Here is a 20,597-nt window from a genome sequence, read left to right as displayed (position 1 = left end):
ACCCAAGGAGAAGCTCATGACCACCACCGCAGAGACCACGGCAGCACCGCCCTTGACCGACGTCGCCTGGGGCGACCCTTTCCCGCTCGGCCTGGCGAGCTTCGGCATCTCCGCGCTCGTGCTCGCCAGCGTGATGTCGGGGCTGATCGATGCCGCCGCGACCCCCGCCGTCCTCTCGCTCGCCCTCGCCCTCGGGTTCACGACCGAGCTGATCGCCGGCGTGATCCACTTCCGGCGCGGGGAGACCTTCCCCGGCATGGTGTTCACGGCGTACGCCGGCTTCTGGCTCAGCTACGCGCTGCTCGTGCAGTTCTACGCACCGCAGGTCACCGCCGACGGTGCCGCGATCACGGGCATGTTCCTGCTGGCGTGGGCGATCTTCTCGACGTACATGTTGTTGGCGGCACTGCGCACCAACAAGACCACGATCGCGATCTTCGCGCTGCTGACCGCGGTGTTCTACCTCGCGTCCTTCGGTGCCTTCCTGGAGAGCACCGGACTGGGTGAGCTCGCCGGATACCTGCTCATCCTCGATGCCGCCCTCGCGCTGTATGCGTCGGCGGCCATCATCGTGAACACGACGTGGGAGCGGACCGTCCTGCCCGTTCCGTGATGGCTCCCTGACCCGTTGGTCGAGCTTGTCGAGACCCGGTCTCGACAAGCTCGACCAACGGGTTCTCAGATGAAGCCCATCTTGGACGCCTCGTAGACAGCCTCGGCCCGACGGGACACACCCAGCTTGCGCAGGATGTTGCCGACGTGGAACTTGGCCGTGGTCTCCGAGATGTAGAGGCGGCCGCCGATGTCGCGGTTGGACAGCCCGCGGGCGAGCAGCCCCAGGACCTCGCTCTCCCGCGACGTCAACTTCTTCTCCTCGCCAGCCGGCGGCGCCCTGAGGCCGCGCACCATGGCCGCTGCGGAGCGGGCATCGAAGGCACTCTCGCCGCGGGCCACGTCGCGAATGGAGCGCACCAGTGCGGTCATGTCGACGTCCTTGACGACGTACCCGCGGGCACCGGCCCGCACCGCGCGCAGCACCAGTTGCTCCTCGAGGAAGGTCGTGAGGACGAGGATCGCCAACTCCGGGTACCGCGCCACGAGCTGCTCGCACAGGTCGAGCCCCTCCGTGTCGGAGGACGTCGACAGCTTGAGGTCCAGCAGCACGATCGCAGGACAGGCACGGCCGACGACGGCCAGGGCCTCCGCCGCGCTCGACGCCTCGGCCACCACGCGCAGGTCGGCCTCGCGTTCCAGGATCGCGCGCAGTCCCTGTCGAACGATCGCGTGGTCGTCGACCAGCATGATGTCGACCGTGGCTCCTGGATGATCGATCCTGCCCGGTGCCATCACCGGTGTCAGTGCCGCCATGGTTATCCCCTTCTGGGCTTGTTGATCGCTGGCCCGGCTCGCACCAGGCCAGCGATGATCCCTGGGCGCTGCGCGCCCAGCGGCAGTGGAATCCGCATCTCCACACGGACCCCGCCGATACGGGCGCGCCGGAACGCGATCGAGCCACCGAGCTCGGTGACCCGGCACTCGATGTTGACCAGGCCACGATGGCGGCCGTCGACGGACGGGCCACGCTCCATCCTCAGTAGGCGCGCCAGGACCGTCGGGTCTCCCCCGCCGTCGTCGGCCACGCTCACAAAGAGCTCATCGGGCCGATACCTCAGGCGTACGACGGCCCGGCTCGCATCCGCGTGCGTGGCGACGTTGAACAGCGCCTCCCCGACGGCGCGGGCGATGTCGTGGTCGGCGTCGGCAGACAGCAGGATCGCGTCCCCCTCCACCCGGACCGTGACGAGCAGGTGTGGCCGATGGTGCTCCGACACCTCCTGCAACAACTCGGGCAGGGAACGGACGACGTCGCTCTGCGGCTGGTGGAGGGCATAGATCGCCCGACGCAGCTGATCGACGGCCCGGGCGCTGAGGTCCTTGGCGGTCGCGAGCGTCCCCTCGATCTCCCCGCGGCCCTCGTCGGCGGCGATTCCCCGTGCCAACTCGACCGACATGCCGGCGGCGAGCACGTATTGGGTCACGCTGTCGTGGAGCTCTCGCGCGATCCTGTGCCGTTCGTGATCGAGCAGTTCGCGCTGGTGGGCGACCTGCAGGCGCTCCTCGGCCAGACGCAGCTCGGTGGTGCGCTGGGCGAGGTCACGTGCCTGGGCGGCCGTTTCGTCGTACAGGTGCTGGGCGCGCCGATGCAGGGCGAGCCCGGCCTGGTACTGCTCGGAGGTGTGCAGTGCCACCGCGGCCTCGTTCGCCAGGATCCGCAGGACCGACAGGTCTCCCGGCTCGGGGTCGTCCTGCAGCCCGTGCAACCCGACGAGACTGCCGATCCGCTCCCCGGACAGGGTCATCGGCACCCGGACCCAACTCGCGTCGTTCGGGGCTCGCGTCGCGTGGCCGGCGCGGACCGCACCCAGCTCGCGGCGGACGTTCGCGGGCAGCCGGGCCTCGTCGTCCACGACAGCATCGGCGACACCGTCGACGACGAGGAAGCGGGGGCGAGCCGCCGGCAGCTGGCCGTCAGCGAGGCCGAGGATCAGCCAGTCCGCGGTGAGATGCTCCGCGGCCGCTCGAGCGACCTGCTCGAGCAGCCCGCGCGGGCCCTCCACCGTGCGCACCAGGCCACGCGAGATCGAATCCATCGCGCGCACCGCTCGCTGCATGCGTTCGTCGGAGCGGACGTAGGCGCGGTAGTAGGAGCGCTTTCCGGACCGCACGCCGGTGAGGGTCGCGAGGTCGTGGTCGGTCGGCGGCGCCGGCGCCTCGCCGGGGCTCACAACGCCTCGAGGAACAATCGCGTGACGTCCTCGAAGGTCGCGGCCCGGGGGTTGGTCGTCAGGCAGGCGTCGTCGAGGGTGGTGCCCGCCAGGCGCGGGATGTCGGCCTCGGTGACACCCAGTTCCCGCAGTCCCTTGGGCACGCCCACGTCATCGGCCAGGCGGCGTACGTGGTCTGCGAGGAGGTCCGCAGCGGCGATGCCGGGAATGCCGTCCACGTCGATCCCGACGGCGGCCGCCAGGGCCACGAACCGCTCCGGCGTGGCACGGGCGTTGTACCGGATCACGTGCGGCAGCAGCACGCCGTTGACGACGCCGTGCGGAGCATCCAGCAAGCCGCCGACCTGGTGACTCATGGCATGAGTCGCTCCGAGGATCGCGTTCGAGAACGCGAGTCCGGCCTGGAGGCTGGCCTGCGCCATCTTCAGGCGGTGCTCGGTGTCGAGCGGAGACGTGATCGTCGAGCGCAGGTGCCCGCACACCAGTTCCACTGCGTTGAGCGCGTGGGTGTCGGCCAGCGGGTTGTGAGCCAACGAGACGAACGCCTCGATGCCATGGGTGAGCGCGTCCAGCCCGGTCGCCGCATTGAGCAGGTCCGGCATGGTGACCAGGAGCCGCGGGTCGGTGATCGAGATGTCGGGCACGAGCGCCCGCCCCATGATGGTGACCTTCACCGATCGGGCCGTGTCGGTGACGATGCAGAATTGGCTCACGTCGGCACCCGTACCCGAAGTGCTCGGAATGATGAGCAGCGGAGGGATCGGCCGGGTCACCTGGTCGACGCCGCGGTAGTCAAGGATGTCGCCGCCGTTGCCGGACAGCACCGCCACGCCCTTGGCCGCGTCCGCACACGAACCGCCACCGATTCCGATGATCACGTCGCAGTCCCACTCGAGGTAGTGGGCGAACGCTGCCCGCACCTCGTGATCGCGCGGGTTCGGCGTCACGCTCGACCAGACCACGGGGTCCAGGCCGGCGTCCCGCAGATGGCCGAGGAGTTCGTCGACCCATCCGGCCTCGATGATGCCGGGATCGGTGACCACCAACGGTCGACGAGCGCCCAGCCGGGCGGCAGCGAACCCCGCCTCGCTGAGCGACCCGACACCGAACACGATCTCGGGGGCATGGAATTTCACCAGGCCGGTCGGTTCGTGGTCCGGGCAGGTTCGTCCGCGGGTCCGCAGCGGTGTTGCCATGAGCGTCATGCAGGTCCCTTCGACGTGTGACGGACACCACACTGCTCAGGGAAGGTTGCATGGACGTTCGCCGGCACCTGTCCGTTCGGAGAGGTACGACGTCACGCCGATGCCGAGACGTCAGCCGGTGTGCCGCCCGTCGGCCGCAGCCAGAGCCGGCACCGACGAGCCGAGGTTGCGCAGGAACCCGTCCGGCAACAGCACGTCGTCCGGCCCCAGATCGTGCACCGATGCCTTGCCCATGCCGAGAAGCGCCGAGTCGATGCCTCCACGCAGCACGTCAAGGACGTTCTCGACGCCGGCCTGGCCACCCGCACCAAGACCCCACAGGGAAGCGCGGCCGATCATCACTGCCCGGGCGCCGAGTGCGAGCGCCTTGACCACATCGCTGCCGCGCCGGATGCCGCCGTCCATGACCACCTCGATCTCGTCACCGACCGCCGCAGCAATCGACGGGAGTACGCGGATCGGTGCCGGCGTGCCGTCGAGGTTGTTGCCGCCGTGGTTGGAGACCGACACGGCGGTCACGCCCGCGTCGCGGGCCGCCTTGGCGTCATCCACCCGGCAGATCCCCTTGAGCATGAACGGCCCGCCCCATTCCTTGACCATCCAGGCGACGTCGTCCCAGGTCGGCGGAGGGGTCTGCGCCCACTCCCCGTACGCACCGAAGAAGGTGGGTGCCTCCGACTCGCGGCCCGGGTCGACGAGGTTCGGCGTCTTCAGGTCCGGCAGGTCGCCGGAGCGCGCGAACTCGTAGAGCCACCGTGGGCGGCGCAGCACCTCAGGGGCGAAGCGGGCCATCGCGCGGAGGTCGAGCTTCTCCGGGATGGCCGGGCTCCCCCAGTCGCGGCCGTAGGAGAAGGACCAGTCCAGGGTGGCGATCATGCCCACGCAGCCCGCGGCACGAGCCCGGTCGAAGCGGCGCGCGATGGCGTCGCGATCACCGAGCCAGTACGACTGGAAGAACACCTGTGACGACGCCTGGGTGACCTCTTCGACCGGCTTGCTGGCGAACGAACTGAGGCCCATGGCGATGCCCCGCGCGGCCGCCGCCCGGGCCATGGCGACCTCGCCGTCGGGGTGCACGGCCTGCACTCCCGTGGGCGAGATGATCACCGGCATGGAGACCGATTGGCCCATCACGGTCGTACTCAGGTCACGCTCGGCGGACAATCCGGCGACGTGCGGTGCGAGGCCGATCTCTGCGAACGCACGGGTGTTGTCGTCGTACGACGTCCCGACCTCGGACCCTGCGAGGAGCGCACTGTACACCGACGCGGGCAGCCTCTTCTTCGCCCTGCGCTGCGCCTCGGCAACCGTTTCCATCCATGACATCCGGGTTCCTCCTCGACTCGTTCCGTCCCCTGTCGACGCTAGGAGGCGGAGGAGCCGACCGACACTCCCCGATCGGAGGGGAGGACCTGTTGGGACAGCGAGGCCGCCGCGGATGAGCCCGCGAACCCGCGGCCACGCCGAAGGTTGAGGAGCGCCGCTCACTCGCGAAGCGAGGGAGCGACGCGTTTCGAAACCCGGTCGCGAGCGTGAGCGAAGCAGCCGGGCCGTTCGCCTCCGGACAGTACGGCGCATGGCCATGGGCGAACACCGACTCGGAAGGCACCACGCCATCGTCCCGCAACTGGAGGCCCGCGGCGCCCGAGTTTCCGGTGCGCACTCGGCGGCAAGAGGGTGCGCTCGTCAGTAGGGTCGAGGCATGGGTTCCTTCACCGAGGTTTGTCTGTCGTTCGACTTCGTCGAATCAGCGCCAGAGCACGTCCTTGCTGCCTTCTCCGCGTTGGCCGAGGAGTCTCCCGGTGCGCCCGATCTCCCCGCACCGGTTGTTGAAGGCTGGGAACTGTGGGAACCGGACTGGCGCTACGCGGGTTTTGAGGAGAGGGATCCGTACGAGCATGAGCCGTGGCGTCACGACTGGGCGAACGCTGTCAGCATCGAAATGAGCGGCGGCACCACGGAGCATGGAGTCCTCGCTTGGACGGGGAGCAATTGGAACCTCGACTGCCGTTTCTCCTGGAAGATGGGCGCGGAGGAAGCCAGCGAGGCACTTGAATGGTTGGCACCGTTCGTAGAACCGCGCTTAGGCGAGTACGTCGCCGGAAGGAACGACACGGGCGGCTATGACTGGACGCCGAACCCGACACTGGTGGGATATGCCCTCGATGAAGGCCTTCCCCGGCCCTTTCTGTTCTGGATGAGGGACGGACGCTGGGAGCTGGAGGACCTCAACCCGGACGACGAGTTCCGCGACGGCTAAGCGTCAACCCGAACGCACCCAACTCGACACGACCGAGCGGATCGCGGCATGAGCGCGAATGGCTCAGGACTGTGCCGCGAGGATGGCTCGACCGAGGGTCGTTGCGCGAACCCACAGGCCACCGTCATTCCACGACCCAACCTGGTTGATGAAGTCCTGCATCTCCATCCATCGGAGTTGGCGAGTCAGCTGGACCTTGTTCAAACCACAAGTGTCGAGCAGATGCGCACCGCGTGCCTCGCCACCGCACTCCACGACCGTAGCCAGGATCTCGGCGACCTTCGAGGTCACAACTGGCTCAAAGGGCACGCGCCCATGTTGCCGTGGGAAGGCCTCGCGGCCAACTGGGTTTGCGTCTCTGCATGCCGCGTCGTGGTCGGTTAGCCCGCGCCCTGCCAGCGGCATGGTTGAAGCCGGCAACTCAGCGCCCGACAGATCGCACGGAGGGGTCGCCGCTGTGCCGAAGATGGCGACGCTTCCGGTTCATACGTCGCCGCATGAACTCGCTCGCCGCGGTCAGTACAAGACCGAAGGCCAGTAAGAGGCGCGCCCGCCACAGCAGCACTGGCTCTGTGACTTCGCCGAGCGGGACAAAGAGCAGTCGCAGCAGCGCGGCGAACGAATCCCCGCGTCTCGGCGTCCCCATGTCAACTGCAGGCAGAGTGAAGGCGAGCGCCAGCGCGCATGAACCAAGACCAAGGGCACGCAGGGCACGCAAGCGGCGACGTGCGATGCGTTCTCCTTCGGCTGTTGGCATGCCTCGAGATTCCCACACAGCATCAGTCGGCTTCATCGCGGCCTCGCGCGCCACCTCAGCACGGTCGTGAACTCGGTGCGACCACGCGCTCCGAGCGGCGCGGTCGGGCGTTCCGCTCCGACCGCGGCATGTCAGTGCGATTCACCCGGGTGCGGCAGTCCTGCCTTAGCTGGTGGATAGCCGGCGCGTGGCGCCAGGGAATCACCAGTTAGGCGCTGCCCTGCTGGGTGCTGCCGCGCACGACCATCGGCAGGAGAGGGCGTTTCCGTAAGCGTGCATTGGACAGGTTGCGAGGTGGCGCGAGCTCCGCTGGTGGGCGGGGTTCGGGGCACCGACATCACGACGCGCTGCGGCACCACCTGTGGAGAACCTCAGCGCGGCGTGAAGATCCAGCGCAGGATCGTGCGGCTCACGACGTAGCCCACACAGGCACCGATGATCACCAGGACGTTGGTCAGCCAACTCGGGCCGTCGATGGCCTTGCCTGCGAAGTAGGCCAGGCCGACGAACACGGCCAGCGTCAGGACAGGCACCAGCCCGGCCACGAGCGGCGAGACAGAACGGGCGTCTGGTTCAGGGGAGCTCACCGCGCCATCATCGCCCACTGGTCGCGGCGGCGCTGGTTCATCCGCGCCCAGCCCGAAAACGCCACAAGGCCCCCGCCGAAGCGGGGGCCTTGCAGAGGATTGCCGTGGAGGCAGGACTCAGAAGTCCATGCCACCCATGCCACCGGTCGGGTCGCCGCCACCAGCGGCAGCCTTCTCCGGCTTGTCGGCCACGACGGCCTCGGTGGTGAGGAACAGCGCGGCGATCGACGCGGCGTTCTGCAGCGCCGAGCGGGTGACCTTGGCCGGGTCGATGATGCCCGCGGCCAGCAGGTCGACGTACTCGCCGGTCGCAGCGTTGAGGCCCTGGCCGGCCGGGAGACCGGCGACCTTCTCCGCAACGACGCCGCCCTCGAGGCCGGCGTTGATCGCGATCTGCTTCAGCGGGGCCGAGAGCGCGACGCGAACGATGTTCGCACCGGTGGCCTCGTCACCCTCGAGCTCGAGCTTCTCGAACGCGGTCGCGCCGGCCTGGACCAGTGCGACACCGCCACCGGGCAGGATGCCCTCTTCGACGGCAGCCTTCGCGTTGCGAACGGCGTCCTCGATGCGGTGCTTGCGCTCCTTGAGCTCGACCTCGGTGGCCGCGCCGACCTTGATGACGGCCACGCCGCCGGCCAGCTTCGCGAGGCGCTCCTGGAGCTTCTCGCGGTCGTAGTCGGAGTCCGACTTCTCGATCTCGGCACGGATCTGGTTGACCCGACCCTCGATCTGGCCAGCGTCGCCGGCACCTTCGACGATGGTGGTCTCGTCCTTGGTGATGACGACCTTGCGGGCCTGGCCGAGCAGCTCGAGACCAGCGGTCTCCAGCTTGAGGCCGACCTCTTCGGAGATGACCTGGCCGCCGGTCAGGATCGCGATGTCCTGCAGCATGGCCTTGCGGCGGTCGCCGAAGCCGGGAGCCTTGACGGCAACCGACTTGAACGTGCCACGGATCTTGTTGACGACCAGGGTCGACAGCGCCTCGCCGTCGACGTCCTCAGCGAGGATGACGAGCGGCTTGCCCGACTGCATGACCTTCTCCAGGAGGGGCAGCAGGTCCTTGACGTTGCTGATCTTGGAGTTGGCGATGAGGACGTAGGCGTCCTCAAGGACCGTCTCCATGCGCTCGGGGTCGGTGACGAAGTAGGCCGAGATGTAGCCCTTGTCGAACCGCATGCCCTCGGTGAGCTCGAGGTCGATGCCGAAGGTGTTCGACTCCTCGACCGTGATCACGCCCTCCTTGCCGACCTTGTCCATCGCCTCGGCGATGGCGTCACCGACGGTGGCGTCGCCGCCGGCGGAGATGGTGGCGGTGGCGGCGATCTGCTCGCGCGTCTCGACGTCCTTGGCCAGGGCGAGCAGCTGCTCGGTCACGGCCGTGACAGCCGCCTCGATGCCGCGCTTGAGGCCCATCGGGTTGGCGCCGGCAGCAACGTTGCGGAGGCCTTCCTTGACGAGGGCCTGAGCGAGCACGGTCGCGGTGGTCGTACCGTCACCGGCGACGTCGTCGGTCTTCTTGGCGACCTCCTTGACCAACTCGGCGCCAATGCGCTCGTAGGGGTCCTCGAGGTCGATCTCCTTGGCGATGGAAACACCGTCGTTGGTGATCGTGGGGGCGCCCCACTTCTTCTCCAGGACGACGTTGCGGCCCTTGGGGCCGAGGGTGACCTTGACGGCGTCGGCGAGCGTGTTCATGCCACGCTCGAGCCCGCGCCGGGCCTCTTCGTTGAAAGCAATCAGCTTCGACATGTCTCTTGCGATCCTTCGCAGGTGCGTTCGTGGTGAGCCGGGCCGAAGGGCCGGTCCGGATTGGCACTCTGATCTTACGAGTGCCAGCCTCATGTTTAGCACTCGACCCCTGCGAGTGCAAGGAAAAGACGTTCAGCGAGGGTCGGCGAAGCTCCCGACCGGCACCTCTTCGCCGGGCTCCCAGCCCGTGATCCGCGAGACCCTGCGCAGATCCGCCGTGCCGACGCGCCAGGCGAGGATCCGCATCGCGTTCGAGCGGGACTGGAACAGCACCGTCTCGTCGTCGAGCCAGCCGATGACCGGGCAGCAACCCTTCCAGCGGCCGCTGTCCGGGCCGGGCATGACCAGGAGGTGCACGTTCTTGCCCTCGGTCGACCCGACCCGCGCTGCCAGCGCATCCAGGCCGCCCATCGCGCCGTCCGGGCCGCTGGCCACGTCGGCCAGGAACATGCCCTGCGCCGCACCGTCGCGATCCGAGAGCCGCACCGGCCCCCACGGCTCGTCGGAGGTGTCCCACACCCGGGGGACGTCCGGGACGCCCGAAGACGAATCGAGGCCGGACCCCGTGACGTCGTACGTCGTCCCGACACCGTCGGGCGCGCCCAACTCACCGGGCGTCCAGACCTCGGCGGAGTTGATCCAGAGGGCTTGCTCCCCCATCCGGGGCACGATCTCGTAGGTGGCCCAGGTGCCCGTCGTCAGGTCGTACACCTCGAGCGAGCTCTCCTGGATGAAGAACACGTGCCGCCCGTCCGGCGCGAGACTCTCGGCCGTCAGCGGCGACAGGACATTGCCCTCCTCGTCGGTCACGGGGTCCAGGCGCCCGACGTCGAGCGCGTGCGTCAAGCCGTCGTGGCCCACGATGACCACCCGCCCCGGCCGCGGGCCGTCGCCAGACAGCTCGTACACGGCGTGCGCCGGGACTCCGGCCGAATGCGGGGGCAGGTCGGGGGCAAGGCTGATCTCGGGCGGGTACGGCAACGATTCGAGCTCCGGCAGGTCCCCCTCCGCCGTGTCGACCGGCGCCCACCAGGTCTTCGCGCCGCGGTAGTCGCGGCCGGGTTCGACCGACGAGGACTGGACGGACTGTTCGGTGGTCGGCGTCGGGGCGGGATCGGCCGGCTCCCCACCATCGCCCTTCGTGAGGACAAGGCTTCCCGCCACGACCGCAACGGTCGCGACGGCAGCGCTCGCCACCACGGTGATCCGGCGCTGCCGAATGCGTCGCGCGCCTGCCCACGCAGCCGCGGAACGATCGGTGGATTCGAGGTCGGCCACCTGCTCGTGGAGCAGGTCGCGCAGTCGCTGGTCGGTCATCTCAACTCTCCTCTCGCAGGAGTTCGGCGAGCTCGGGCGCGGCTTCGCGCAACCGGGACAGCGCGAGGTGGGTCTGGCTCTTCACGGTGCCGACGCTGACACCGAGCGCTTCGGCAGCGGCCCGCTCGGTGAGGTCGTCGTAGTAGCGCAGCACGACCACCGCACGTTGCCGCGGCGTCAGCGTGGCCAGTGCCTCGTCGAGCAGCAGTCGGCGCTCGGAGGCAGCCGTGTGGTCGGGTACGACGACGCGTGGCACCTGGTCGACCACGACCTCACGGCGCCGCTTGCGCCAGGCCGAGATGTTGTCGCGCACGATGATCTGCCGGGCGTACCCCTCGGGGTTGTCGTCGCGCAGCCGGCGCCAGCGCAGCGCCACCTTCGTCAGCGCCTCCTGGACCAGGTCCTCGGCCCGCTGCCGGTCACCGGTGAGCAAGGTCGCCGTCCGCAGCAACGCGAGCTGACGCTCCCCCGCCCAGCGGCGGAACGACTCCTCATCGGTGCTCATACCCCATCAACGCACACCGGTGCCGAAAGGTTGGAGGGGCGCGTCAGTCGGCTACGAGATCTCGCGGCTGGTGGTGCCCGAACGGCACGGTCGCCTCGTGACCCAGTGCGAGCAGCACCGACGGCACCAGTGCCTTGGCCGTCCGCTTGTAGCCCAGCGCGCTCGGGTGGAACCGGTCCAGGCTGAACATCTCGTCGGGGTTGGTGATGAAGAACGGCCCGACGACGTGCGCGAGCGACACCGCATGCGCGCCGCTGCGTACGGCGACCTCCGCCTGCGCTGCCGCGAGCTGCTTCGACATCCGGGAACCGAGCGAACGCAGCGGTTGCGGCACCGGCCGCAGCGCGCCGAGGTCCGGGCAGGTGCCGACCACGACCGCCGTGCCCTCGACCCGCAGCCGGAGGATCGCCTCCTCGAGTTGCGCCGCCGACGTGCTGACGGGCACCCGGTGGGTGACGTCGTTGCCGCCGACCACGATCACGGCGACATCGGCGACGTAGCCCGGCGCCAGTCCGTCCAGCTGGCCGGCCAGCGCCGACGTCTCCGACCCCACGACCGCCGCGGTGTGCAGCGCCACCGGCCGGTGCAGCCGCTTCGCCAGGTCCCGGGCAATCCGGGCGCCCAGGGTGTCCTTCGGGCGTTCGGCCCCGAGCCCGGCGGCGATCGAGTCACCGAGGACCAGCAGGTGGAGAGGCGCACCGCCGTACGTCTTCTTCTTCCAGGTCTTGTCGGCGGCCAGCGCGTCCTCGCCGAGCGGCTTGCCGATCCGGGCACGGGCGATGGCGGCCTGTCGGCGCAGCAGTTCGCGACCACCTCCGGTGGTCACCCCGACGCCGGCCGCCAGGGCGCCGACAGCCAGCAGGGCGCTACGGGTGCGGCTCATGGAACCAGTTGAAACAGACCCGGCTGAACGGACAGTGGCGAGACCATGGCGAAACGCCGGACGATCCGCACCAATTCCTTTACTGTCGCCGCATGCTCCAGCGCCTTGCTCCCCTCCTGGTCGCCACCGCGCTCCTGGCGGGAGGCTGCGCAGGCGAGTCCACGTCCGACGCGGAGAAGATCCTGATCGAGTCGTCGTCCTCTCCATTGGGCCCCACGGGAGGCAAAGGAACGGCGAAGGACAAGCCCACGGCATCGACAAAGGAGAAGGAGCCCAAGCGCAAGCGGATCGTCGCCCGGCAGTCAGGCATCAGCTTCCTCGCGCCGGTGGGTGCTGCGGGCATGACTGACGGATCAGTCTCGTTCGCCGCTGACAGTCCGGAAGGCAAGGAATTCGCGAAGCGTCTGGGCATCACGGTTGAGCAACTCCGAGGGTTCCTGGCCACGTCCGACGTCTACCTCTCGGTCTTCGCCGGAGTCATCAGCGTGGGCCCGTGGGACCAGAGCGGCGTGTTCCCGACCCGGGAGAGCATCGAGTCCGAGATCGGCGACCTGGGCTACACCGTCGATGACGTCGAGGACGTGCAGACCCCGGTCGGAGACGGTCGGATCATCGCCTACACACAATCCGACTCATCGGGAGAGGCCCGCGGCGTTTCCCTCTATCTGCTGAACGGCAGCACCGTCGTCGACTTCGGCGTCATCGGCGCCGACGCACGCGCCATTCGTGCGGTCATCGACGAGATCCTTCCGACCCTCAAGCGAGCCTGATCTCCGGTTCGTGCAGCACCGGGAAGTTCACGGACGCCGCGATGAAGCAGTTGCGGCTGGCCTCACCGTGGATCTCCCGCGCGAGATCCACGTGGGCGGGATCGGTGATGGTCACCCGCGGACGCAGGGTGACCGAGGTGAAGTGCCCACCGTGACCTGACTGTTCCATCACCCCGACCGGGCTGTCGTCGTACGCGGTCACGACGATGCCGTGCAGCACGGCCGAGTGCAGGTAGGACAGCAGGTGGCACTGGGCCAGCGCGGCGAGCAGCATTTCCTCGGGATTCCAGCGGGTGGCGTCGCCGCGGAAGGTCGGATCGGCCGAGCCGAGCAGGTCCGGCTTGCCGGCCGCCCGCAGCGTCACGTCGCGGCCGTAGTCGCGGTAGCCGCTGGTCCCGGACCCGCGGTTGCCCTGCCAGACGAGATCCAGCGCGTAGTGGTGGTCGGTCACCGGACCATTCTCCCCCGAACCGCTAGCGAGAACTTGTTCTAGTTTGGCATTCTTTGCGGTGTGACCCCCACCACAGAGACCGCCGCCCGTCCGATCAACCTCGCCGATGTCATCGAGGTGATGGCGGACTCGGTACCGGACCGACCCGCGGTGTTCACCGCAGACCGCGTCTGGACGTTCGCGGAGGTCGACGAGCGGTCCACGCGACTGGCCAACCACCTGGTCGGCCTGGGCATCCAGCCGGGCGAGCACGTCGCGGTCCACGCCACCAACCGGATCGAGTGGGTCGACGCGCTCTACGGCTGCCTGAAGGCCCGCGCGGTCCCGATCAACATCAACTTCAAGTACCTGCGCGACGAGCTGGCGTACCTCTACGACAACGCCGACTGCGTCGCCGCCATCATCGCGCCGGAGTACGTCGACGCACTGGCCGAGCTGGACACCCCGACCCTGCGGCACCTCGTCGTGCTCGGTGAGGAGTACGACGCCGCGCTGGCCGCCGCGTCGCCCGAGCGCCAGATCACCGGCCGCACGGCCGACGACCACTACGTCCTCTACACGGGCGGCACGACCGGCAACCCGAAGGGCGTCGTGTGGCGCAATGAGGACCTGATCCGCGCGGCCCTCAACGCGGCTCGCTACGGCGCCCCGCTCGACTCGGTCGAGCAGTTGGCGACCGAGGCGATTGCCGTCGAGAACCCGATGGTGCTGCTGGCCTGCGGCCCGATGATGCACGGTGGCAGCCAGTGGATCCTCGGCAACGGGCACGTGGCAGGACAGACGATCGCGCTCTACACCGAGCCCACCTTCGACGCCGCGAAGATCCTCGACCTGGTCGAGAAGGCGAAGGTCGTGTCGATGACCTTCCTCGGCGACGCGATGGGGCGACCGGTGGCCGAGGCGATCCTCGCGGAGCCCGACCGGTGGGACCTCTCGAGCCTGGCGGCCGTGTCCAACGGTGCCGCTCCCCTGTCCGAAGGCGTGCGCGCCGAGATCCGCCAGGCCCTTCCCGGCCGCTTCATCCTCGACTCGTACGGCGCCTCGGAGTCCGGCGCGACCGGGTCCCGGATCGACGACGGCACCGAGGGCGCCGTCGGCGCACCCCGATTCACCGTCGATGACCGCGTGCAGGTCTTCGACACCGACCTCAAGCCGTGCCCGCCGGGAGTCGACGGCATGCTGGGCCGCTCGGGCCCGGTGCCGCTGGGCTACTACAAGGACCCGGTGAAGACGGCCGCGACGTTCAAGGAGATCGACGGCGTGCGCTGGGCGATCCCGGGCGACTTCGCGCGCCGCGAGGAGGACGGCACGGTCACCGTGCTCGGCCGCGGTTCGGTCTGCATCAACACCGGCGGCGAGAAGGTGCACCCCGAGGAGGTCGAGGCGGTGCTGCTGCGCCACGAGGACGTCTTCGATGCCGTCGTCGTCGGCACCCCGCACGAACGCTGGGGCCAGCAGGTGACGGCACTGGTGCAGCGCCGCGACGGCTCCACGATGTCCGAGGACGACGTCCGCGACCACTGCCGCTCACTCATCTCCAACTACAAGGTGCCCAAGACGGTGCTGTTCATCGACGAGGTGCCGCGCACCCCGGTCAGCAAGGTCGACTACCCGGCGAGCGCCGTACTGGCGGCCGAACTGCTCGGCTGAAAGTTTTCCGAGCGCTGTCGATTGACCGCGTGCTCGCCCGTCATACCGGTGACAGACTCCCCACCACGCCCCACAAGGAGATTCACCATGACCGAGTACGCCGTCCTGCTGACCGCTGACGAGAACCTCTGGGAGAACGCGTCCGACGAGGACAAGGTCGCAATGTTCGGCCGGCACGAGGAGTTCTCGCGCCTGCTCGCCGAGCGCGGTCACACCGTGACCGCCGGCGCCGAACTGACCCACTCGCGCCAGGCGAAGTTCATCCGTCGCGGTGCCGACGACGCCATCACCGTCACCGACGGCCCGTTCGCCGAGTCCGTCGAGCAGCTCGGCGGGTTCTACTCCGTGCAGAGCGACGACCTCGACGACCTGCTCGAGATCTGCTCCGTGCTCGCGGACGGGACCACCACGGTCGAGGTCCGCCCCGCCGTCGACCACTCGGCAGCCAGCTGACCAGCCCGGACGTATCGGCCGCTCTCGAGCGGCTGCTGCGCGACGAGTGGGGCCGACTGATCGCCCTGCTCGTCGCGCGCTACCGCCGCCTGGACCTCGCCGAAGACGGGCTGGCGGACGCGTTCGAAGCCGCGGCGCGACGTTGGCCTGCCGACGGCGTTCCCGACAATCCCCCGGCCTGGCTGCTGACCACCGCGCGGCGCCGGATCCTCGACCGGCTCCGGAATGAGTCCGTCCAGGCGACCAAGCTGCCCCTGCTCGAGGTCGATGCACGCGTGAGCGAGCGGGATCAGCACGTGATGGCGGACGGAGGCGACGTGCTCATCGACGAACGACTGCGCCTCGTCCTGCTCTGCGCCCACCCCCGCCTGTCGCGGGAGGCCGCCGCAGCGCTGACCCTGCGGCTGGTGATGGGTGTGCCGACCGAGGAGATCGCCCGCCTGTTCCTGGTGCCCACGGCCACAATGGCCGCGCGGCTGACCCGCGCCCGCAAGAAGCTCGCGGGCGCGGAGTTCACCATCCCGCCGCCGTCCGCCCTCGTGGCGCGCGTCGCGGTCGTGGCCGACATCGCCTACCTCGCGTTCACAGCCGGGTACGCCCCCGGCTCCGGCGCCGACGTACTCCGTCCCGAGCCGGCAGGCGAGGCCCTCCGGCTGGTGCGTGTCCTGCGGTCGGTGCTCCCTGCGGACGTCGACAGATCCGAGCTCGACGCCCTGCTGGCACTGATGATCTTCCAGCACGCACGCCGCGACGCACGCGTGCGGGACGGCGAACTGGTACTGCTGCCGGATCAGGACCGCGGCCGCTGGCACTTCGACGAGATCCACGAAGCCATGGCGCTGCTGACCCCACTGACGGCGGCGCCCGCCGCGCCGTACCTCCTGCAGGCGCTGGTCGCCGCCGAGCACTCGATCACCGCCTCCGCCGAGGAGACGGCCTGGGACCGGATCGTGCAGCGGTACGACGAACTGCTGGCCCTCGCCCCGACGCCCGTCACGCGGCTCAACCGCGCCGTCGCCGTCGCCGAGCGCGATGGCCCGGCGGCAGGACTGGCAGCTCTGGAAGGCGTTGCCCTGCCCGGGCACCGGCTCCCCGCCGTTCGGGCGGAACTGTTGCTGCGATCGGGCCGTCCCGCCGAGGCGCTCAAGGCGTACGACGCCGCGATCGCCCTGTGCCGCAACGAAGCCGAGCGCACCCATCTCCGGGCGCGGCGCGACCAAGCGATTTGGTGAGCCGCTCCGAATCACGGGCATGAACGCATCCGGAAAGTCCGCCAGGCCTCTTCCGAGGCACCTGCTCTCACCCCAGGAGATCGCACGATCGGCGGTCGAGAGCCGCGACGCCGACCTCACCCGCCACCACGGACAGGGCAACGGCGTGCAGGTCCACGCGGCCTACTTCGCCGCTGTGTCCCTGGTCGCCCTCGTGGGGCTCATCATTGCCGTCGCCGTGGCGACGCGCATGATGTAGCGGTCAGCAGCCACCCGCGACAGCGGGGATCACGGAGATCTCGGCGCCGTCCGGCGTCGGGGTCGCGAGGTCCTGCTCGAAGCGCACGTCGTCGTTGTTGACGTAGACGTTGACGAAGCGGCGAAGCTTGCCGTCCTCGTCCACGATCCGGCCCTTGATGCCAGCGAAACGGCCGTCGAGGTCATCCAGGATCTCGGCGACGGTGGCGCCGGTGGCGCTCACCTCGGAGTCGCCGCCCGTGTAGGTGCGGAGGATGGTGGGGATCCGGACGCTGACGCTCATGGTGTTCCTTTGCTGCGCGTGATGGGGGGACTCAGAGACCAGTGGCCTTGAAGGCCGCGTAGGTCGGAGCAATGGTGGCCGCCGCGCTGACCTGGCCGGAGATCGCGTCGAGCGTCTTCAGTCCGTGGCCGGTGTTGATCACAACGGTCTCGAGGTTGGGGTCGAGCTGGCCGGTCTCGACCAGCTTGCGGGTCACCGCGACGGTGGTGCCGCCGGCGGTCTCGGTGAAGATGCCCTCGGTGCGGGCGAGGTCGACAATGCCCGTACGGATCTCGTCGTCGGTGACCTCCTCGACGCTGCCGCCGGTGCGGCGGGCGATGTCGAGGACATAGATGCCGTCGGCCGGGTTGCCGATGGCCAGGCTCTTGGCGATCGTGTCGGGCTTGACCGGACGGATCGCGTCGACGCCGGCCTTGAAGGCGGTTGCGACGGGGCCACAGCCCTCGGCCTGGGCACCGAAGATGCGGTAGGGCTTCTCCTCGACGAGGCCGAGCTTGATCAGTTCCTGGAAGGCCTTGTCGACCTTGGTGAGCTGCGAGCCGGACGCGACCGGGATGACGATCTGGTCAGGCAGGCGCCAGCCGAGCTGTTCGGCGATCTCGTAGCCCAGCGTCTTGGAGCCCTCGGCGTAGTAGGGGCGGACGTTGACGTTGACGAACGCCCAGCCCTCCTCTTCGCCCGCGATCTCCGAGGCGAGCTTGTTCACGTCGTCGTAGTTGCCGTCGACCGCAACGAGGTTCTCGGTGAAGATCGCCGAGTTGACCTGCTTGGGCTGCTCGAGGTTGCTCGGGATGAAGACGACCGTCTTGATCCCGGCACGGGCGCCGGCGGCCGCGACCGCGTTGGCCAGGTTGCCCGTGGACGGGCAGGCGAAGACCTTGGCGTCGAGCTCGCGGGCCGCGCTCAGGGCGCAGGCCACAACACGGTCCTTGAAGGAGTTGGTGGGGTTGGTGGAGTCGTCCTTCACCCACAGGTTCGTGATGCCGAGTTCGCGTCCGAGGTTGTCGGCCTTCAGCAGGCGGGTGTAGCCCGGCTCGGTGTTGGGGCTGTCCTCGATGTCGGTCGGGACCGGCAGCAGGGCCTTGTAGCGCCAGATGTTGGCCGGGCCGGCCTCGATCTCCTCGCGGGTGATGGCCGGGAAGTCGTAGGCGATCTCCAGCGGGCCGAAACACTCCGGACAGGCGTAGAACGGGCCGAGCTCGACCTTGTGACCGCACTCGCGGCAGGCCAGGTTGGTGGCGTGGCCAAAGGCGCCAGCGCGAAGTCCGGGCTTCGCCGTCGGCTCGCTGGATTCAGCTGCTTCAGTCAGAACACTCATGGGAAATCCTCCTTCTCATCTGCCCGCGCGACTCTCGCGACGGTCGGATTTGGCACCGTTTCCGCGACGTACACACCTGCTTGCCTTCACTGACAGCTGGTGCGTACGGGGATTCGCGGCGGTTGCCGGGACTTCTCAGGGCCGTTCCCTCAGTCCCTCTGGATGAGCAGGTACAGCGTAGGGGCGAGGCGTCTGCCGGGCCGAATCGAGATTCCAACCAATGAGACGAAGGTCCACCATTTGAGATCTAGCGACGTGCGCGGGCGTCTCTGGCGAAGGTCTGGAGGAGGTCGAGTACGCCGGCCGGGCCATGCACCACGACGTCCGACATGCCGATCAGGGCGCTCTCCTCGTGCGACGCCGAACAGACGCGCAACGCCGCCATCCCCTGCTTCTCGAGGTCGTCGAGCGCCTCGAACGCCTCGACGTCGCCGAGGTCGTCACCCGCGAACAGGAAGCCCTCGGCATCGAGGACGGCCGACAGGCGCTGGACGACCATGCCCTTGTGGGAGCCGGCCGAGCGAACCTCAATCACCGAGCGGCCCGGTTCGAGGACCAGTCCGTGCACGCGGGCGAGCTCGCGCAGCGGCGGGAGCAGCCGGTCGAAGGCAGCGTCGGCGTCGGGCAACCGCCGCGTGTGCACGGCCACCGCGAGTCCCTTGTCCTCGACGAACGCGTCGGCCGCGCCCGCCGTACGCAGAGCACGGGGCAGGTCGCGCTCAAAGGTCGCTAGGCCCCGTGGGGGGCGCGCGCCCAGGATCCGGCGGCGACCCGAGCTCCACCGTTCGTTGCCGTACTGGCCGAAGACGAAGAGTTCCTTGCCCGCGGCCTGCAGGATGTCGCCGACCTCTTCGAGACCACCGAGGTCGAGGGCCTGGCGCGCAGGGCGACCGGTGATGACCGCGATGGCCGCGACCTCCTCGGCCAGTTCCACCAGGACATCCGGAGCGTCCGGGTGGATGTGGGCCTGAGCAGGGTCGTCCACGATCGGGGACAGGGTGCCGTCGAAGTCGAGCCCGACGACGGTCCGCGAAGCGACGCGCAACAGCGCGTCGTACCTCTGTTCACCCTCGATCGAACGGAACTTCACGCCTCCATCCCACCACGAGCATGATCGCGGCTGGTGTCGGGTGAGTGAACTCTCAACCGAATTGGGCGGGATGGAGCTCAGCCGGCAGCGTGGCGGGAGCCGCACGACCGGCAGCTTGCTGCCGCCATCGCGGCGGAGACACGCTCGGCCAATTCACTCAGAGGTCGCCGGTGAGGATCAGCGTGAGGTTGGTCGAACTCATGTCGGCGTCGGTGTCGGCCGGCTTGATCCGGGCCACGCCGAGGTCGAGGGCGAGGAGCTGCGCGGCAGCCTTCTTGCCCTTCGGGTAGTAGACCGTCGTGGCCGGCACGGTGCCGTACCAGTTGTCGGCGGCAGAGACGGTCCAGCCGGCGTCCTTGACCTTCTCGGACACGCGGGCGGCGAGGCCCTTGATCGAGGTGTTGTTGAAGACGACGACCGGGTGATCGTTGCGAACGACCGGCTTGGGCTTCGGCTTCTCCTGGACCGGCGTGGTCGGAGTCGACGAGGCGCCCGCCGAGGTCGCGGTGTCGCTGGGCGTCGCGGCGGCCTTGGTCGCGGAGATGTCGCGCTCAGCGGGCTCGCCGCCGCGGGTGGCGACGAAGGCAATCGCGGCCAGGGCGACGGCAAGGATGCTGAGCAGCACCACCGGAGACGGGAGGACGGCGCCGCGCTGGGTCCGGTGGCTGGTCATTACAGTTCGAAGCCGAGGCGACGCGCGGAACGCTGGCGCTGGCGCTGCGAGCGAAGGCGGCGCAGGCGACGAACGAGCAGCGGGTCGGCGGCAAGCGCCTCGGGACGGTCAATGAGGGCGTTGAGCACCTGGTAGTAGCGGGTCGCGCTCATGTCGAACTGCTCGCGGACCGCGCTCTCCTTGGCGCCGGCGTACTTCCACCATTGGCGCTCGAACTCGAGGATGGCGGCATCGCGCTCGCTGAGGCCCGCGTGGTCAACTGCGGGGACAGCCGAAGTGAGGTCGGCCCCGTGGGGGCTGCGCTCGGCGTTCATGGCGTCTCCTCGACGGTGGGGCGTACCTGCTTGACACCCACTGTAACGGGTGAATCACACGCATGTCATTCGGTCCG

23 protein-coding genes, 1 pseudogene and 1 riboswitch are annotated in these 20,597 nt (G+C 69.1%); of the genes and pseudogenes, 9 read left to right on the top strand and 15 right to left on the bottom strand.

Annotated features, from left to right (window positions below):
- Window positions 1-16: 16 nt before the first annotated feature.
- Window positions 17-613: an acetate uptake transporter gene (locus HRC28_RS08750; protein WP_182379723.1), complete on the top strand. Its 597-nt coding sequence runs from the start codon at window positions 17-19 to the stop codon at window positions 611-613.
- Window positions 614-678: 65 nt separating this feature from the next.
- Here the strand turns inward: HRC28_RS08750 and HRC28_RS08745 are convergent, their stop codons facing one another.
- The 4 genes from HRC28_RS08745 to mftD all read right to left on the bottom strand — a co-directional run bounded on the left by HRC28_RS08745 (window position 679) and on the right by mftD (window position 5,317).
- The gene (locus HRC28_RS08745; RefSeq protein WP_237111758.1) at window positions 679-1,368 is read right to left on the bottom strand and encodes a response regulator transcription factor; all 690 of its coding nucleotides are present in this window, start codon (window positions 1,366-1,368) and stop codon (window positions 679-681) included.
- 2 nt (window positions 1,369-1,370) lie between these two features.
- Window positions 1,371-2,786 carry a histidine kinase gene (locus HRC28_RS08740; protein ID WP_237111757.1) on the bottom strand — a complete coding sequence of 472 codons (1,416 nt, stop codon included), beginning with the start codon at window positions 2,784-2,786 and terminating at the stop codon, window positions 1,371-1,373.
- Window positions 2,783-3,991: an iron-containing alcohol dehydrogenase gene (locus HRC28_RS08735; protein ID WP_182379722.1), complete on the bottom strand. Its 1,209-nt coding sequence runs from the start codon at window positions 3,989-3,991 to the stop codon at window positions 2,783-2,785. Before HRC28_RS08735 ends, HRC28_RS08740 begins: the two co-directional genes overlap by 4 nt.
- Before the next feature lie 111 nt (window positions 3,992-4,102).
- Complete coding sequence (gene mftD, locus HRC28_RS08730) at window positions 4,103-5,317, bottom strand: pre-mycofactocin synthase MftD (RefSeq protein WP_182379721.1); 1,215 nt, start codon at window positions 5,315-5,317, stop codon at window positions 4,103-4,105.
- A gap of 376 nt (window positions 5,318-5,693) precedes the next feature.
- Between mftD and HRC28_RS08725 the strand changes: the two genes are divergently transcribed.
- Complete coding sequence (locus HRC28_RS08725; protein WP_182379720.1) at window positions 5,694-6,251, top strand: hypothetical protein; 558 nt, start codon at window positions 5,694-5,696, stop codon at window positions 6,249-6,251.
- A gap of 48 nt (window positions 6,252-6,299) precedes the next feature.
- Window positions 6,300-6,635: a hypothetical protein gene (locus HRC28_RS08720; protein ID WP_182379719.1), complete on the top strand. Its 336-nt coding sequence runs from the start codon at window positions 6,300-6,302 to the stop codon at window positions 6,633-6,635.
- A 744-nt stretch (window positions 6,636-7,379) separates the two neighbouring features.
- Here the strand turns inward: HRC28_RS08720 and HRC28_RS08715 are convergent.
- From HRC28_RS08715 to HRC28_RS08695, 5 genes are all read right to left on the bottom strand, one after another.
- The gene (locus HRC28_RS08715) at window positions 7,380-7,595 is read right to left on the bottom strand and encodes a hypothetical protein (protein ID WP_182379718.1); all 216 of its coding nucleotides are present in this window, start codon (window positions 7,593-7,595) and stop codon (window positions 7,380-7,382) included.
- Between the two features lie 117 nt (window positions 7,596-7,712).
- On the bottom strand, window positions 7,713-9,344 hold the full coding sequence (groL, locus tag HRC28_RS08710) for a chaperonin GroEL (RefSeq protein WP_182379717.1): 1,632 nt from the start codon (window positions 9,342-9,344) through the stop codon (window positions 7,713-7,715).
- Between the two features lie 132 nt (window positions 9,345-9,476).
- Window positions 9,477-10,661 (bottom strand): hypothetical protein, encoded by a 1,185-nt coding sequence (locus HRC28_RS08705; protein ID WP_182379716.1) that lies wholly within the window; start codon window positions 10,659-10,661, stop codon window positions 9,477-9,479.
- Window position 10,662: 1 nt separating this feature from the next.
- Window positions 10,663-11,166 carry a SigE family RNA polymerase sigma factor gene (locus HRC28_RS08700; protein ID WP_182379715.1) on the bottom strand — a complete coding sequence of 168 codons (504 nt, stop codon included), beginning with the start codon at window positions 11,164-11,166 and terminating at the stop codon, window positions 10,663-10,665.
- Between the two features lie 43 nt (window positions 11,167-11,209).
- Window positions 11,210-12,049 carry an SGNH/GDSL hydrolase family protein gene (locus tag HRC28_RS08695; protein WP_182379714.1) on the bottom strand — a complete coding sequence of 280 codons (840 nt, stop codon included), beginning with the start codon at window positions 12,047-12,049 and terminating at the stop codon, window positions 11,210-11,212.
- Window positions 12,050-12,141: 92 nt separating this feature from the next.
- Between HRC28_RS08695 and HRC28_RS08690 the strand changes: the two genes are divergently transcribed.
- Window positions 12,142-12,819, top strand: coding sequence for a hypothetical protein (locus HRC28_RS08690; protein ID WP_182379713.1), 678 nt, complete (start codon window positions 12,142-12,144; stop codon window positions 12,817-12,819).
- Here the strand turns inward: HRC28_RS08690 and HRC28_RS08685 are convergent.
- Window positions 12,806-13,270, bottom strand: coding sequence for an OsmC family protein (locus HRC28_RS08685; RefSeq protein WP_182379712.1), 465 nt, complete (start codon window positions 13,268-13,270; stop codon window positions 12,806-12,808). The genes HRC28_RS08690 and HRC28_RS08685 overlap by 14 nt on opposite strands.
- A 60-nt stretch (window positions 13,271-13,330) precedes the next feature.
- Here HRC28_RS08685 and HRC28_RS08680 point away from each other — a divergent pair, with 60 nt between their 5' ends.
- From HRC28_RS08680 to HRC28_RS08665, 5 genes and pseudogenes are all read left to right on the top strand, one after another.
- Window positions 13,331-14,920, top strand: a complete 1,590-nt coding sequence (locus HRC28_RS08680) for an AMP-binding protein (protein ID WP_182379711.1) — start codon at window positions 13,331-13,333, stop codon at window positions 14,918-14,920.
- 87 nt (window positions 14,921-15,007) lie between these two features.
- Window positions 15,008-15,373 (top strand): YciI family protein, encoded by a 366-nt coding sequence (locus HRC28_RS08675; RefSeq protein WP_182379710.1) that lies wholly within the window; start codon window positions 15,008-15,010, stop codon window positions 15,371-15,373.
- A pseudogene (locus HRC28_RS25745) lies at window positions 15,301-15,591 on the top strand (sigma factor); the annotation flags it as partial. The gene HRC28_RS08675 and the pseudogene HRC28_RS25745, both read left to right, overlap by 73 nt.
- 57 nt (window positions 15,592-15,648) lie before the next feature.
- Window positions 15,649-16,605 carry a DUF6596 domain-containing protein gene (locus HRC28_RS08670; protein ID WP_237111756.1) on the top strand — a complete coding sequence of 319 codons (957 nt, stop codon included), beginning with the start codon at window positions 15,649-15,651 and terminating at the stop codon, window positions 16,603-16,605.
- A gap of 19 nt (window positions 16,606-16,624) precedes the next feature.
- The gene (locus HRC28_RS08665) at window positions 16,625-16,843 is read left to right on the top strand and encodes a hypothetical protein (RefSeq protein ID WP_182379709.1); all 219 of its coding nucleotides are present in this window, start codon (window positions 16,625-16,627) and stop codon (window positions 16,841-16,843) included.
- Between the two features lie 3 nt (window positions 16,844-16,846).
- Here the strand turns inward: HRC28_RS08665 and HRC28_RS08660 are convergent, their stop codons facing one another.
- From HRC28_RS08660 to HRC28_RS08640, 5 genes are all read right to left on the bottom strand, one after another.
- Window positions 16,847-17,125 (bottom strand): MoaD/ThiS family protein, encoded by a 279-nt coding sequence (locus tag HRC28_RS08660; protein WP_182379708.1) that lies wholly within the window; start codon window positions 17,123-17,125, stop codon window positions 16,847-16,849.
- 31 nt (window positions 17,126-17,156) lie between these two features.
- Entirely contained in the window at window positions 17,157-18,443 is a 1,287-nt protein-coding gene (gene thrC, locus HRC28_RS08655) for a threonine synthase (protein WP_182379707.1), read from the bottom strand.
- A gap of 12 nt (window positions 18,444-18,455) precedes the next feature.
- A riboswitch (SAM riboswitch) is annotated at window positions 18,456-18,612 on the bottom strand.
- 78 nt (window positions 18,613-18,690) lie between these two features.
- Complete coding sequence (otsB, locus tag HRC28_RS08650; RefSeq protein WP_182379706.1) at window positions 18,691-19,533, bottom strand: trehalose-phosphatase; 843 nt, start codon at window positions 19,531-19,533, stop codon at window positions 18,691-18,693.
- A 157-nt stretch (window positions 19,534-19,690) separates the two neighbouring features.
- Window positions 19,691-20,206, bottom strand: coding sequence for a LytR C-terminal domain-containing protein (locus HRC28_RS08645; RefSeq protein WP_182379705.1), 516 nt, complete (start codon window positions 20,204-20,206; stop codon window positions 19,691-19,693).
- Entirely contained in the window at window positions 20,206-20,520 is a 315-nt protein-coding gene (locus tag HRC28_RS08640) for a DUF3263 domain-containing protein (protein WP_182379704.1), read from the bottom strand. Before HRC28_RS08640 ends, HRC28_RS08645 begins: the two co-directional genes overlap by 1 nt.
- Window positions 20,521-20,597 lie beyond the last annotated feature (77 nt).

Origin of the sequence: Nocardioides sp. WS12, assembly GCF_014108865.1 — a bacterium.
Classification (GTDB): domain Bacteria; phylum Actinomycetota; class Actinomycetes; order Propionibacteriales; family Nocardioidaceae; genus Nocardioides.
This window is presented reverse-complemented; position numbering and strand designations above follow the sequence as displayed.

What these genes read in the sequence shown, in the direction of transcription:
- HRC28_RS08750 (WP_182379723.1), top strand. Translation starts at nt 17, where the DNA reads ATGACCACCACCGCAGAGACCACGGCAGCACCGCCCTTGACCGACGTC.
- HRC28_RS08745 (WP_237111758.1), bottom strand. Translation starts at nt 1,368, where the DNA reads ATGGCGGCACTGACACCGGTGATGGCACCGGGCAGGATCGATCATCCA.
- HRC28_RS08735 (WP_182379722.1), bottom strand. Translation starts at nt 3,991, where the DNA reads ATGACGCTCATGGCAACACCGCTGCGGACCCGCGGACGAACCTGCCCG.
- mftD (WP_182379721.1), bottom strand. Translation starts at nt 5,317, where the DNA reads ATGTCATGGATGGAAACGGTTGCCGAGGCGCAGCGCAGGGCGAAGAAG.
- HRC28_RS08725 (WP_182379720.1), top strand. Translation starts at nt 5,694, where the DNA reads ATGGGTTCCTTCACCGAGGTTTGTCTGTCGTTCGACTTCGTCGAATCA.
- HRC28_RS08720 (WP_182379719.1), top strand. Translation starts at nt 6,300, where the DNA reads ATGAGCGCGAATGGCTCAGGACTGTGCCGCGAGGATGGCTCGACCGAG.
- groL (WP_182379717.1), bottom strand. Translation starts at nt 9,344, where the DNA reads ATGTCGAAGCTGATTGCTTTCAACGAAGAGGCCCGGCGCGGGCTCGAG.
- HRC28_RS08705 (WP_182379716.1), bottom strand. Translation starts at nt 10,661, where the DNA reads ATGACCGACCAGCGACTGCGCGACCTGCTCCACGAGCAGGTGGCCGAC.
- HRC28_RS08700 (WP_182379715.1), bottom strand. Translation starts at nt 11,166, where the DNA reads ATGAGCACCGATGAGGAGTCGTTCCGCCGCTGGGCGGGGGAGCGTCAG.
- HRC28_RS08695 (WP_182379714.1), bottom strand. Translation starts at nt 12,049, where the DNA reads ATGAGCCGCACCCGTAGCGCCCTGCTGGCTGTCGGCGCCCTGGCGGCC.
- HRC28_RS08690 (WP_182379713.1), top strand. Translation starts at nt 12,142, where the DNA reads ATGCTCCAGCGCCTTGCTCCCCTCCTGGTCGCCACCGCGCTCCTGGCG.
- HRC28_RS08675 (WP_182379710.1), top strand. Translation starts at nt 15,008, where the DNA reads ATGACCGAGTACGCCGTCCTGCTGACCGCTGACGAGAACCTCTGGGAG.
- HRC28_RS08665 (WP_182379709.1), top strand. Translation starts at nt 16,625, where the DNA reads ATGAACGCATCCGGAAAGTCCGCCAGGCCTCTTCCGAGGCACCTGCTC.
- HRC28_RS08660 (WP_182379708.1), bottom strand. Translation starts at nt 17,125, where the DNA reads ATGAGCGTCAGCGTCCGGATCCCCACCATCCTCCGCACCTACACGGGC.
- thrC (WP_182379707.1), bottom strand. Translation starts at nt 18,443, where the DNA reads ATGAGTGTTCTGACTGAAGCAGCTGAATCCAGCGAGCCGACGGCGAAG.
- HRC28_RS08645 (WP_182379705.1), bottom strand. Translation starts at nt 20,206, where the DNA reads ATGACCAGCCACCGGACCCAGCGCGGCGCCGTCCTCCCGTCTCCGGTG.
- HRC28_RS08640 (WP_182379704.1), bottom strand. Translation starts at nt 20,520, where the DNA reads ATGAACGCCGAGCGCAGCCCCCACGGGGCCGACCTCACTTCGGCTGTC.